The following is a 13719-nucleotide window of genomic DNA, read 5'->3' as shown; positions in this document are numbered from 1 at the left end:
GACAGGGCCGCCGAACAGGTCGGCGCGGCCCATGCGCAAATCTACCTGATGTGGTGCGAGCCCCCGGCGATGATCGCTGAACGCATCCTGCACATGCGTGAACGCGCCGCCGCCCGCGGGCGCACTTTGCGCTTTGGCCTGCGCGTGCACGTGTTCGCCGCCCCCACCGACGATGAAGCCTGGGCGCACGTCGAGCGGTTGCTGGAAGAGATCCCCAAAGAGGCCATCGAACGAGCGCAGTTGCAGATGGCGGCGTATGAGTCGGTGGGCCAGTCCCGCCAGACCGGACTGGTCAAAGGTCGTGGACGGCGCGCGCGGGAACTGGAAGTGTCGGCCAACCTCTGGGCCGGTGTCGGCCTGGTGCGTGGCGGTGCGGGTACTGCGCTGGTGGGCAGCTATGAACACGTCGCCCAGCGCATCGAGGAGTACTACCAACTGGGCGTGGAGTGTTTTGTGCTGTCGGGTTTTCCGCACCTGGAAGAGGCCATCCACCAGGGCGCGGAGTTGCTGCCACTGTTACGACGCATCGGCCGCACTTAGCTCGGTGCGCGCCCCTTGAGCATCCCGTGATTGACCAGCAGCGTGCGCATGGCATTACGGGTGATGCCCAACAGCGCGGCGGTGCGCAACTGGTTGAAACCGCAAAAGGCAAAGGCCTCGCGCACGATCAAGTCTTCAATGTCATGCAGCAGCGTGTCCCCCGGCACCTCGAACAAACGCAGCAACTGCTCACGCATCACCTCTTGCGGCAGCTTGCTCAGCGTACTCGCCCCGGCCTTGGCCACGCTGAGCCCGCCTGAAAACTTCAGGTGCTCCGGGCGGATCGGCTTGTCACCGGCCACCAGCAACGCCAGGTGCACGACGTTTTCCAGCTCACGAATATTGCCCGGCCACGGGTAATCCAGCAGCGCTTGCGTCGCGGATTCGGAGAGCATCGGTTCATTGATTTTCAAGCGCGCGCTGTAAAGACGGCGGAAGTGCTCCACCAGCGGCAGGATGTCCAGCGGGCGCTCACGCAGCGGCAACACCGAGACTTGGGCAACGTTGACCCGGTAAAACAAATCGAGACGGAAATTACCCGCCTCCACCGCTTGCTCCAGATCGACGTTGGTGGCGGTCACCAGCCGTACATCAATCTTCACCGGCTTGCGCGAGCCGACGCGCACCACCTCCTGCTCCTGCAACACGCGCAGCAGCTTGACCTGCAACGGCAGCGGCAGATCACCAATTTCATCGAGAAACAGCGTGCCGCCATCGGCCTCTTCGAACCAGCCCGCGCGCCGCCCGGTGGCACCGGAAAAGGCCCCGGCTTCGTGGCCGAAAAACTCACTCTCGGCGAGGGTCTCACTGATCGCCCCGCAGTTAACCGCAACAAAGGCGCCACGCCGGCCACTGGCCGCGTGCAAATAACGGGCAACCAGCTCCTTGCCGGTACCGGTTTCGCCATTGATCAACACCGGCACCTCACTCGGCCCCACCTGCTGCAAAAAATCCAGCAACTGGCGCGAACGCGGGTCGGCAAACACCAGGGCCTTGGCCCGGATAGACAGGGGGTCCTTTTCACCCTGAGGGAACGTCAAAATCGGGGTCGAATGTCCCAGGGGGCCGCTCATGGCAAGGAATTCCAGCGTAGGTAACGATCGAAGGTAGCGATACTTTACCGAGCGCGGGTTATAGCCAGAAATACTTAAAAAGAATTAAGACCAAACTTTTCTGGATATTGGTGGATACAAGAAAGCTCAAAGGATCGCGAGCAAGCTCGCTCCTACAGTTTGTGTGTGCATGCAACAGTCGTCGTCCATCGGCTACGGCTCCCAAGCTCTATAAGTCCAACAGCCTGTTGGACAATTGCGACCTGAGCATGGCTGCGTAAATCCAAGCTGGCGCGTGAGAGTCCTCTCATCCATATGAGATACCTGATGGGTCGTTAACCTATACTCGCGTGTCGATCAGCACATCTCGTAGCCATCACCGGGAAGCGTCCATGTCAGTGCGAATTTACAGATAGCGTTTTATTACCTGTACGGCATTGCCCAAACCAGAGTGAACCGAGGAATTTTTCTTAGATGATTTACAACAGTCTAAATCCAGAAAAAGCGCTGATTTGGCGGATCGTCCACCGTGACAATCTGCCCTGGATTCTGGACAACGGCCTGCACTGCGCAAGCTCCGAGGTGCAGGCGCCCAATTACGTGAATATTGGCAATGCTGAATTAATAGACAAGCGCCGCACTCGGCGTGTTCCTATTGAGCCGTCAGGCATGTTGGCCGATTACGTACCCTTCTACTTCACGCCCTTCTCTGTGATGATGCAAAACATTCACTCAGGATGGAGCGTTCAGCAGCGCGACAACGATGAGATCTTGATTCTGGTCTCCAGCTTGCACCGCGTCGCCGAGCTAGGGTTACCGTTCGTCTTTACAAATGCACACGCCTACCCGGATTGGACAGACTATTACAGCGATCTGGACAGCCTGAATGAGATTGACTGGCCTATCCTTCAACGACGCGACTTTAAACGTGACCCTGATGACCCCCGAAAAATGGAGCGATATCAGGCCGAAGCGCTGATTCACCACCACCTACCGATTACAGGACTCCTTGGCATCATGTGCTACACCGATGCAGTGAAAGCACGCATAGAGCAGGACGTGGCCGCCAGGGGCCTGACGCTAGCTGTGCATGCCCGGCCGGGATGGTATTTCCAATGATCACATTTACCCAAGGCAACCTTCTGGAAGCCAAAACCGAAGCCCTCGTCAACACGGTCAATACCGTCGGGGTGATGGGCAAAGGTATTGCGCTGATGTTCAAAGAGCGCTTTGCACAAAACTATCGTCTGTATGCGGCCGCCTGCAAAGCTGGCGAAGTAGAAACAGGCAAGGTTCACGTCACCGAAGTCAACGAGCTTGAAGGCCCCAGGTGGATCGTAAACTTCCCCACCAAACGTCACTGGCGCTCACCTTCGCAGATGGCCTGGGTCACTGAAGGCCTGCATGATTTGCGCCGCTTCCTGATTGAAAACCAGGTCAAATCCATAGCAATTCCACCGCTGGGTGCTGGTAATGGTGGCTTGAAATGGCCTGAAGTCCGCGATCAGATCGTTAATGTTTTGAGTGATCTGGATGTAGAGGTACTGGTGTTTGAACCCTCAAGCCAGTATCTGAACGTCGCTAAACGCAGTGGTGTGGAAAAGCTAACGCCAGCTCGGGCACTTATTGCCGAACTGGTTCGACGCTATTGGGTTCTAGGGATGGAATGCAGCCTGCTGGAGATTCAAAAACTGGCATGGTTCCTTGAGCGCACTATTGAAAAACTGCCAGACACACAAAACCCGCTGAAACTGAAGTTCATTGCTCATACCTATGGCCCCTACGCCAATCGCTTGGAGCATCTGCTCAACAATCTGGATGGCAGCTACCTTCATTGCAACAAGCGCATCAGTGATGCGGGAATCAATGATGTGATCTGGTTTGACCAAGACCGCAAAGACTTTCTGCAGGCTTATCTCAAAACAGAGGCCAAGGAATATTCCCAAGTCCTGGAATACACCGCCGAGTTAATCGATGGTTTTGAGTCACCGTTCGGCATGGAGTTGTTGGCGACAGTCGATTGGTTACTGAGCCAAGAGGATGTCTCTCCAACGCTTCCAGCCGTGCGCGAAGCATTAAAGCATTGGGATGGCGGGGCTGATGCTGCTGCTCGTAAAAGCCGGTTGTTCGACGATCAGTCGCTTTCTATTGCCCTCAAACGACTCACGTCCAGTCACTTCAAACCGCAAATGGCGCTCTGCTGAGGTTTGCTCATCTACTAGCCGCCTGTAGGAGCGAGCTTGCCTCGCGATCTTTTGAGCTTTTAAAAAATCGCGAGGCAGGCGTATTTAAGCCTGTTGCGAGCCTGGGACCTTGACGATCCAGCCAGCCGGAGCTTCGACGTCGCCGGACTGGATGCCGGTGAGTTCGTTGTACAGACGTTGTGTCACCGGACCTACTTCTGTCTCGCTGTGGAAGACGTGCAGTTTGTCGCGGTACTGGATGCCACCAATCGGGGTGATGACGGCAGCGGTGCCGCACGCGCCCGCTTCGGTGAAGCGGTCCAGTTCGTCTACGCGTACATCGCCTTCAACCACGGTCAGGCCCAGACGCTCTTTGGCCAGTGCGATCAACGACAAACGCGTGATGCCCGGCAGTACCGAGGCCGAACGCGGGGTCACGAATTGTTTGTCTTTGGTGATGGCAAAGAAGTTGGCCGAGCCGACTTCTTCAATGTGGGTGTGGGTCAGCGGGTCCAGGTAGATGCAATCTGCAAAACCGGCCTTTTTGGCTTCGGAACCCGGCAGCAGGCTGGCCGCGTAGTTACCACCCACTTTGGCAGCGCCGGTGCCATTTGGCGCGGCGCGGTCGTAGTCGGAGATCATGAAGTTGCAAGGCTTCATGCCGCCTTTGAAGTACGGGCCTACCGGGATGCAGAACACGCTGAAAATGAACTCAGGGGCCGTGCGCACGCCGATGTTGTCGCCCACACCAATCACGAACGGACGCAGGTACAGCGCGCCACCCGAACCGTACGGCGGGATGAACTGCTCGTTGGCTTTGACAACCTGGGTACACGCGTCGATGAACTGCTCAACCGACACATGCGGCATCATCAAACGGTCGCAGCTGCGCTGCATGCGCAGGGCGTTTTGATCCGGGCGGAACAGGTTGATCGAACCGTCTTTGCAGCGATAGGCCTTCAGGCCTTCGAAGCACTGTTGCCCATAGTGCAGGGCGGTGGACCCTTCGCTGATGTGCAGCACGTTGTCTTCAGTCAGAACGCCGTTGTCCCACGTGTCGTCGCTCCAGCGAGACAGGTAGCGATAGTCGGTTTTGATGTAATTGAAGCCCAATGTGCTCCAGTCGATACTCGGGACAGACATGATTACCTCGAAAGCTGTTCTTGGCAGGTTATGCGGCATCGGCAAGGTCGATGCCTTTATCACGGGCCAGTGTGCCAGCCACTCACGGCCAGCGCACCGGGGTCATTCAGTATTTGCGAAAAATAACGTGCGGTTCGTCGCGTTGAGCCCTGAAGGCCGAACCAAAGTGGCCATTTTTATTGCACGGAAAAACCGGTTAGGCAAGTGTCTCGATAGGGGCTGAAGGCCATTAATGGCCCGCGTTGTCGTCCGGTTCAATCCCCAGTGACTTGATCAGGTCATCTGCCCGCTCATCGGCTCCCGGTTCATCGGCGCGCCACCAACGGCTGGAAACACGCATGGTGTAGCGGCGCCGATATTCAGAGGGCGTAACCCCGGTGGCGCGCCGAAACAGGCGGCGGAAGGCACTGGCATCCTGGTAGCCGCAATATTCCATGACCTCAGTCAGGTCGATCAGCGTCACTTCCAGCAGCTGTTTGGCCCGCTCCACACGCAGGCGGTGCAGGTAGTCCAGCGGGGTCATGCCTTCGACTTCCTTGAAATGGCGCAACAAGGTGCGCGGGCTGGCGGTCGCGGCCTGGGCCACGCGCTCAAGGCTGTAGGGCGTCTGAATATGCTGCTGTAGCCAGTGCTTGGCACGAAACACCACACTGTCGCGGGTTTTCACCGAGATGCCGGGAAAGTTCAGGCCCGACTGCTCAAATCGCATGGGGTGATAGAGCAGCCCGTTGGTCGCAATCTGTGCCATTTCTTCGCCCGCGAAATGGCGAATCAGTTCAACCACCAAGTCGCAGACCGCCGCCGGTGCCCCGGCAGTAAAAACCGGGCCGTCCACCACAACCGGGCCCTCCATCGCCATCTGCACGGCGGGGAAGCTGGACGCAAACCAGTTGGCAATCATCCACGTGACCGTGGCGCGCCGACCATTAAGCACCCCGGCACGCGCCAGCATCACCGGGCCATTGAAGCTGGCAGCGATCACCCGGCCCTGAGAGTGGTAGCGGGCGATGCAGTCCAGCTCTTCGCGGCATTGGTCGAGCACATGGTTGAGGTCGGGGACGCTTTTCATCTGCACGCCCGGAACAAACAGCGCAGTTTGCGAGGGCCGCAAGGTTTTGCGCCCCCCGGCAGGCGACTGCATGGCCGTCATCCAGTCGGGCAGCGGCAGCTCATTGCCCGCCGCATCTATCAGCCGCCAATGAAAGAACGCCCCGCGTTTGTCGGGGTTACGCATCTGCCAGAGCGTGTTGAAGGTGCGCAGAATATCGATAACGCTGAACAGCGTCCCGGCCATGCTGTGCGGGCCGTGGAGCAAATCAATACGGACGTTCATGGGTTAACCCGGCGATATTGGACTTATTGTTGGCGATATTAGCTTTACCTCTGTGCCTTGTCTGCCAGCGGCACTCGCCGCCCCTGCCCCGCACCTTATTCCTGCCAGTTCAAACCAGCTGAACAAACCACACGCCAAGCGCTGCGCGGGCGGTTTACCGCGTGTTTTGGCTGGCGATATTGGCCCTATCGCTGTCGGTATTCGCCGTATTACCGCCCGACCTTGGGCGATAGACTGAAAACGCCTGGCATCCCACAAAAACAAAACGAAGGTAGTGCTCAGTGAACACAACAATAAGAAAAGCGTGGGCCAAGGCTGGCAAACCCGTCATGACGGGACTCTCCACGGTGCTGCTTAGCGCAGGCATGACAGCCCCGGTATCAGGGGGCGAACTGGTGTTCGGCGACCTGCGATCCGGGCTCGGTCCAGGGATCGAATGGCAGCAGGACGACACCCGCCTGACCGTAAAAGGTGCCGTGAAACTGGGCACGGTGCGGCGCATGGACAACCCGAGCCACCGCCTGACCAGCACCGAATACGGCATGAACCTGTTCAACGACGGCGACCTCAACTACAAGCGCGGCGATGCCGTGTCGACGTCGCTGGAAACCTACCTGCAAGCCGACCTCAGCCACCGCAACCTCGGCGTGTTTGTCAGCGCCAAAGGCTGGTACGACTACGCACAAAAAAACCAGGACGTGGACTATGGCAGCGTCCCGAACGGCTATCGCCCCGGCAAACCCTTGAGCGATGACGGTTTCGACTCGCTGGCGCGGTTTTCCAACGCGGTCATCGACGATGCCTATGTGTATGGCAACTTCCAGCCGGGCGGGCATGACCTGTTGGTCCGGCTTGGCGATCAGGCGATCCCTTGGGTGACACCGACCACCATCGGCGGCGGCCTGCAGGCCGTGAACGCATTCGACTGGGCCGCCGCCCGGCGCAGCACCTCGATTGCCGAAGCCCGCACCGTGGCGATGCCCGCGCTTTACGCCAAGCTGGCCCTGACCGACAACCTGAGCGTGGATGCCTTTAATCAGTTTGAGTTGCGCCCCAATGCCTACCCCGGTTGCGGCACGTTCCTGTCGACCAGCGATTACGCGCAACCCGGGTGCAACCAGTTTTTACTCAACGGCAGCATCCTCAGCTCGCTGGCCGGCCGGCCGATCTTTACCCCTGACGGCCAGGCCCTGAATAACCCCCTGGACAGCGTGGCCCGTGGCCCGGACCATCGGCCCAGCGACAACCAATACGGCGCAGGCCTGCACTACTTGTGGGACAACGTCGGCATGTTCGGTTTGTATTTCGCCGACTACACCAGCCGCGATGCCATCACCCAAGTGGTGCGCACAGGGCCCGGCGTGCTGACACCTCCGGCCGCCAACCTGGGCCAAGCCACCCCCACCGGCGTGGCCGCGTATTACCAGCGCGCCTTCCCGACCCACATCCGCCTGTACGCGCTTAACTTCAAGACCCGCCTCCCGGATGGCACCGGGATTTATGCCGAATACAGCTACCGGCCCAACCAGCCCATTGCCTGGAACGGCTCGGACTTTATCACCGGTTTGCTGGGCGGCAGCGGCCCCTTTGCGTACCTGACTAAAACCCCGACCGGCTATCTGGCGCCCGGTTACGACCGCTTTCGCGTCAGCCAATTCAACCTTGGCGCCAGCCGCCCGTTCGGCCACGTGCTGGGCGGTGACATGAAGCTGTCGGCCGAAGCCGGGTTCAAATATGTGCACGACCTGCCGGACACCGACGAGCGCCGCTACGGCCGCCCCGGTTTTGGCAGCGCGCCCTACGGTGAGAACGCGAAATGCACGGGCCCGGCGGCTAAATGCTCAATGGACGGGTTTGTCACGCCGTTTTCCTGGGGCACCCGCGCCAAAGCCGAAATCCACTATAAAAATGTGTTGCCGGGGCTCGACCTGACCCCTTCGCTGGCGGTGCTCTATGACGTTAAAGGGCATGCCTATGACGGCGTGTTTTCCGAAGGCCGCTACGCGCAGGTGCTGGGCGTGCAGGGCGAATACCAAAAAACCTACACCTTCAACGTCAGCTACCTGAACACCGGTGGCGGCGATTACAACCTGGTCGCCGATCGCAGCATGTTTGAGGCCAGTGTCGGCATCCGCTTCTGAGCGCCCCTATTGAAAAGGCCATCCCCATGCACTCATTGACCGATAAACGCCGCCCGCTGGTGGTCGCGCTGCTGATGACCGTGGTCATTATCAGCGTGCTGGATAAAACCATTTTTGCCTTTGCCGGCCCGCAGATCATTGACGAACTCAAGCTCACCGCCGAGCAGTTCGGCTTTATCAGCAGCGCATTTTTCTTTTTGTATTCGATTTCCGGCGTGCTGGTGGGCTTTGTGGCCAACCGCATGCCCAGCCGCTGGATCCTGTCGGGCATGGCCCTGGTGTGGATGACCGCGCAATTGCTCGCGGCCCTGTCCACGACGTTTATCAGCCTGTTGGCCAGCCGCGTGCTGCTCGGTGCCGGTTGCGGGCCGGGCACCGCGGTCACCCAGCACGCCTGCTTCAAATGGTATGCCACCCGCGAGCGGGTCTTGCCCGCCGCGCTGATTCAAGTGGCAATCATGCTCGGTGCCATCGCCGGGGCGCTGGCCTTGCCCAAATTGATAGAGCATTACGGCTGGCGCACAGGGTATGTGCTGCTGGCCGGGATCGGCCTGATCTGGCTGCTGCTGTGGCAACTGTATGGCCGCGAAGGGCAGCACGATGACACCAAAACCGCCAACGGCGAGGCTTTGCCGACGCTGCCTTATGCCCGCTTGTTGCTCAATCGCACCTTTGTCTGCATCACTCTGGTCGCCTTTTGCAGTTACTTGCCCAACGCCCTGCTCTACAGCTGGCTGCCGACGTACCTGCAAAAAGGGTTGGGCATGACGCCCATGCAATCCGGTTACCTGGTGCTTGCAACCACGCTGGGGGTGATTGCCATCAACCTGCTGGTCTCAAGCCTGGCCCAACGCGCCATGAAACGCGGCGCCAGCATCCGCAAGGCAATGGTGGTGCCACCGCTGCTGGCCTGCCTGATTGCGGGCGTGGCGTACATCGTCATGGGCTTTACCACCACGGCCCTGACCGTGACGCTGGGCTTGTTTTTGCTGGGCAGCATCCTGCTCAACCTGTTGTCTGCGTTTGGTTTCAGCATCGTTGCCCACATCGCACCGGCCCGCCAACGCGGCAGCATGCTGGCCATCCATATCGCCTTGATGACCACGGCCGGCATGCTCGCGCCCCTGGTGGTCGGGCAAGCCATTGGCTGGCAGCACGGCGATCTGGTGAACGGCTTCGAACTGGCCATCGGCCTGTTTGGCATCACCCTGTTGGTCTTCAGCGTACTTGGGCTGCTGTTGATCGACCCGGAGCGCACCCGCCGCGAGCTCAATGCCAACACCCCGCTTGCAGGTTTACCGGCCGCCAGCCCGGCCTAGCCTGCGCGTCATGACACCTCCCGACTTTGCATAGGAACTGCTTGATGGACTTATCCTGCTTTTCACAGAGCTACGCCCAAGCGCGGCAAAAATTCCTTGAGGCCTGCTCCAATGCGGATCTCAAGGTGGAGTCTCACCTTCATCCGCTGACCGGTAAGGAGGGAGAAGAACTGGCCATTGATGTGGCGCTTTCAGGCTCGCCCTGTGCGGCCAATTTGCTGGTCGTGAGCAGCGGCGTCCACGGTGTTGAAGGCTTTTGCGGCTCGGCGGTGCAAGTCGATCACCTGCGTGACCGCAACTGGATGCATGACAGCCACCGAGAGAATGTGGCCGTGCTGTATCTGCACGCGCTCAACCCTTATGGCTTCTCTTGGCTGCGCCGGGTCAACGAAGACAACGTCGACCTCAATCGCAACTTCAATGACTTCAGCCAGCCGCTGCCCGTTCATTCCCCTTACCGCGCCCTCGCCTCGTGGCTGGTGCCAAAGCGCCAGCCGCCCACGCTGTTCAGCACCTTGGGGCTGGCAGGTTACGCCGTGCGTCACGGGCCTAAAGCGCTGCAAGCAGCCATTACCAGCGGCCAGCACATCGACCCGCGCGGTCTGTTTTTTGCGGGCACTCAACCCACCTGGAGCAACCTGCAACTGCGCCAGATCATCCGCCGCCTGGGCAGCCATTGCCAACGCATCGGCTGGATCGACGTGCACACGGGGCTCGGCCCTTATGGCGTGGGCGAGCGCATTTACAAAGGGCACACCACCTCAAACGACATTGCCCGGGCGCGCGAATGGTGGGGGCCGCAGGTCACCTCCAGCGAAGACGGCTCGTCGTCCTCTGCCGTGCTCAACGGCACGCTGGACCTGGCTGTGATGCAAGAGTGCCCGCTGGCCCAGTACAACGGCTTGACCCTGGAATACGGCACCAAACCCGGCCCGGCCGTGCTCAACGCACTGCGCGCCGATCAATGGTTGCAGAACAATCCACAGGCTAATGACACCCAACGCACTCAAATCAAGCGACAACTTCGCGATGCCTTCTACATTGATAGCGATGACTGGAAACGACGCGTGCTGGAACAAGCGCGAGAGGTCACGGTACAGACCCTCAAAGGGCTTTCCATGACGTAGCACTCTGCGCCGTCGATAGAGTCACCCCTCAAGACAAAAAGGATATTCAGGATGAATGCGTATTTGATGGAAGCGTTAAGACAGATCATGCAACAGATCAAGACCACACTTGATGAGCATGGCGATGAGATCACCACCACCCTTCAGCGTGTGGCGCTGGGGGAGTTAAAGCCTGTAGAGACGCTCAGCCCCGAAGAGCTTGAATGCGCGCGCGAGTTGTTTGGCTGGGTGGCGAAGCACGACCCGCTGAAGGTCTGGGCCAAGGTTGAGCCGCTGTTGCCGGAACTGATCGGCTCGGCCGCAGACATCGCCCTGGATGAGATTTTTGTCGATCCGGGCTTCGGCGAGCTGCCGCCTTCGCTTAAAAAACTCAAGGACAAGCGCACCCTGGCAAGGCTTGGCGTGCTGTTGGCGAGCTACATCTGCTATGACCAGTTCCACTACCCGCAGCCTGAAACCGGGGTGTACAACATTTCGGGCAGTGCATTCGAAAAGCTCAAGTGGGTGTACCGGTACTGGTTCAATCAACTGGAAGTCGCTGAACTGGGCTCGGGGCTGGAAGCGTTTTTCGCGTCCCAGCGCTTAGAGTTTTTCAACCTGACAGACCCGACGCCGGACCCTGACAGCACGATCGCTTCGGTGTCGGTGTCGTGTGCCGGGGATTTGCTTGCGGTGGATGTGCTGACACCCGAAAACACCGAGCACTTGTTCGATGCGATCACCGACTTTTACAGCAGCGCCGACATTGTCAGCGCCAACCTCGAATCCACGGTGGACAAAAACCAGGAGCCCGGCCGTAACCAGCAGCCCGGCGAACCGGCGCGGATGAACACGTCCGAGGCGATGTTCGACAAGTTCCGCCACGAGGCCAAAATCAACTTCTTCAGCACCGCGACCAACCACGCCATGGACTATGGCGAATCGGGCGTGCTGGCCACCCTCGACGTGCTCAAAAGATCGGGCGCGATGTATGCCGGTACGGCCGCCAGCCAGGCCGAGCAGAACGAGGTGGTGATCTTTGAAAAAGACGGCATCAAGGTGGCGCTGCTGGCCTACACCTTTGACCTCAACGGCCACTTGGTGCCCGAGGGCAAGTCTTACCTGGCCAACGAAGTGCGCTTTAACGATGTAAACCCGCCGCCTGATTACACCTTGATCAAAAAGCAGGTCGCGGCGGCGCAGGCCAAGGGCGCGGACTGGATCATCGCTTACTGCCACTGGGGCTGGGAGTTCGAGATGTACCCCCACGTCAACATCGTCGATGCTGCGCACAAGGTGATTGAATGCGGCGTCGACACGATTCTGGGCAACCACCCGCATGTCAGCCAGCCCGCGCAGCTGATCCCGCGCACCGGCAAACAGGACGCGCTGGTGATCTACGCGTTCGGCGACTTTGTGAGCTACCACCCCGAAAGCCGCAACTCCAAACTGGCCTACAGCGTGAAGTTCAACATCGGCAAGGTGAAGGGCTCCACCGGGCTGTTCAATTTGCAGGCGTTGCCGCTGTATATCGTCAATCGAGACTTGGGGAAAAAGCGTTTCGACTGCCGCATCGTCAAGTTCTTCGACGTGCTGGAAAGGCCGACTGAGTTTGGCCTGACCGAGCTGGAAATAAGCCAGTTGCCGCACCTGCGCGACAAAGTGTGGAACGACATCCTGTCGCCGCTTTCGAGCATTGCCCAGCGTTTTGACGCGTAACGCCCTCCTCTAAGCCCGCGCTTCCTCGCGATCTTTTGAAAATCAAAAGATCGCGAGGCAAGCTCGCTCCTACAGATTGAACTGCCCCCACAATCCCCGTAGTCGCTGACGAGCGGAGCGAGGCTGCGATCGGCTGCGCAGCAGTCGTCATATCCCCTTGAAAATTCGAAAGATCGCGAGACAAGCTCGCTCCTACAGGTAGGTTTTGGCCTGTATTTACGGAAGAAACAACTGAAAATAATTTCAGTAAAGCACCAAACCACTATTGAAGATATTTTCAGTATTGCCTAGCATTGCCTCAGCCTGACAAGAATAAATCGAGGTGTTGCTGTGCCAGAGTCAAAAGATCGAACCTATTGGCTCGACAAAGCCCAAACGCTGCCCATTGAAGGCCGGGCGTTTATTGATGGCGCTTATGTCGATGCCCAAAACCGTGCCACGTTTACCTCGTTCAGCCCCATCGACGGCGCGCCGCTGGCGTCAGTGGCGCAGTGCGCCAGTGCCGATGTCGACCTGGCCGTGGCCGCTGCCCGTCGCAGTTTTGAAGCCGGGGTGTGGTCGGACCTTTCTGCCCGTGAACGCAAAGCACTGCTGCTCAACTGGGCGCAGTTGCTCGAAGCACACACCCAAGAGCTGGCCTTGCTGGAGTCTCTGGACAGCGGCAAACCCATCGCTGACACCTTGGGCGGTGACCTGCCCGGCACGATTTATTGCCTGCGCTGGTTTGCCGAACTGATCGACAAGGTGCACGGCGAAGTACCGGCCACCGACCCGCAGTTTTTTGGCACCGTGACCCAGCAGCCGATGGGCGTTGTGGCCGCCGTTGTACCGTGGAACTACCCGCTGTTGATGGCCGCCTGGAAGTTCGCCCCGGCCCTGGCCGCAGGCAACAGCGTGGTGCTCAAGCCTTCAGAAAAGACCCCGCTCAGCGCGTTGCGCATTGCCGCGCTCGCCCTGCAAGCGGGCATTCCGGCGGGCGTGTTTAACGTGCTCAGTGGCGACGGGCACACCGGCAGGGCCTTGAGCCTGCACGCGGATGTCGACTGCATCGCCTTCACCGGCTCGGGCAAGGTGGGCCGTGAAATCGCCAAAAATGCCGCCGCATCGAACCTCAAGCGCGTGTGGCTGGAGCTGGGCGGCAAGTCGGCCAATATCGTCATGGCCGACTGCGGCGATATCCCCC

Annotated in this window: 11 protein-coding genes; 8 read left to right on the top strand and 3 right to left on the bottom strand. The window is 59.3% G+C overall.

Features of this window, described 5'->3' with window-relative positions:
• Window positions 1-540, top strand: a 540-nt coding sequence (locus GHO41_RS26145) for an LLM class flavin-dependent oxidoreductase (protein ID WP_153435055.1), incomplete at its 5' end; no start/stop codon positions are given.
• Here the strand turns inward: GHO41_RS26145 and GHO41_RS26140 are convergent.
• Window positions 537-1613: a sigma-54-dependent Fis family transcriptional regulator gene (locus tag GHO41_RS26140; protein ID WP_048367710.1), complete on the bottom strand. Its 1077-nt coding sequence runs from the start codon at window positions 1611-1613 to the stop codon at window positions 537-539. The genes GHO41_RS26145 and GHO41_RS26140 overlap by 4 nt on opposite strands.
• A gap of 453 nt (window positions 1614-2066) precedes the next feature.
• Here GHO41_RS26140 and GHO41_RS26135 point away from each other — a divergent pair, with 453 nt between their 5' ends.
• Both GHO41_RS26135 and GHO41_RS26130 read left to right on the top strand, forming a co-directional pair.
• Window positions 2067-2711 (top strand): DUF4433 domain-containing protein, encoded by a 645-nt coding sequence (locus GHO41_RS26135; protein ID WP_153435054.1) that lies wholly within the window; start codon window positions 2067-2069, stop codon window positions 2709-2711.
• Window positions 2708-3796 carry a macro domain-containing protein gene (locus tag GHO41_RS26130; RefSeq protein ID WP_048367713.1) on the top strand — a complete coding sequence of 363 codons (1089 nt, stop codon included), beginning with the start codon at window positions 2708-2710 and terminating at the stop codon, window positions 3794-3796. Before GHO41_RS26135 ends, GHO41_RS26130 begins: the two co-directional genes overlap by 4 nt.
• Window positions 3797-3880: 84 nt before the next feature.
• Here the strand turns inward: GHO41_RS26130 and GHO41_RS26125 are convergent, their stop codons facing one another.
• Together GHO41_RS26125 and GHO41_RS26120 are read right to left on the bottom strand one after the other, a co-directional pair.
• Window positions 3881-4918 carry a branched-chain amino acid aminotransferase gene (locus tag GHO41_RS26125; RefSeq protein ID WP_153435053.1) on the bottom strand — a complete coding sequence of 346 codons (1038 nt, stop codon included), beginning with the start codon at window positions 4916-4918 and terminating at the stop codon, window positions 3881-3883.
• Between the two features lie 229 nt (window positions 4919-5147).
• The gene (locus GHO41_RS26120; protein WP_178126588.1) at window positions 5148-6251 is read right to left on the bottom strand and encodes a GlxA family transcriptional regulator; all 1104 of its coding nucleotides are present in this window, start codon (window positions 6249-6251) and stop codon (window positions 5148-5150) included.
• Window positions 6252-6580: 329 nt separating this feature from the next.
• Between GHO41_RS26120 and GHO41_RS26115 the strand changes: the two genes are divergently transcribed.
• From GHO41_RS26115 to GHO41_RS26095, 5 genes are all read left to right on the top strand, one after another.
• Complete coding sequence (locus GHO41_RS26115; protein WP_256678860.1) at window positions 6581-8392, top strand: DUF1302 domain-containing protein; 1812 nt, start codon at window positions 6581-6583, stop codon at window positions 8390-8392.
• A gap of 26 nt (window positions 8393-8418) precedes the next feature.
• Complete coding sequence (locus tag GHO41_RS26110; protein ID WP_048367717.1) at window positions 8419-9711, top strand: MFS transporter; 1293 nt, start codon at window positions 8419-8421, stop codon at window positions 9709-9711.
• Window positions 9712-9755: 44 nt separating this feature from the next.
• Window positions 9756-10838, top strand: a complete 1083-nt coding sequence (locus tag GHO41_RS26105; protein ID WP_153435052.1) for a M14 family metallopeptidase — start codon at window positions 9756-9758, stop codon at window positions 10836-10838.
• 51 nt (window positions 10839-10889) lie between these two features.
• The gene (locus GHO41_RS26100; protein WP_153435051.1) at window positions 10890-12536 is read left to right on the top strand and encodes a CapA family protein; all 1647 of its coding nucleotides are present in this window, start codon (window positions 10890-10892) and stop codon (window positions 12534-12536) included.
• Window positions 12537-12866: 330 nt separating this feature from the next.
• The coding region (locus tag GHO41_RS26095) for an aldehyde dehydrogenase family protein (RefSeq protein ID WP_371929045.1) at window positions 12867-13719 on the top strand (853 nt) is incomplete at its 3' end.

It is taken from the genome of Pseudomonas sp. FSL R10-0399 (assembly GCF_009600165.1).
GTDB lineage: Bacteria > Pseudomonadota > Gammaproteobacteria > Pseudomonadales > Pseudomonadaceae > Aquipseudomonas > Aquipseudomonas helleri.
The sequence above is the reverse complement of the archived record's forward strand: the minus strand, read 5'-3'. Positions and strand labels throughout refer to the sequence as shown.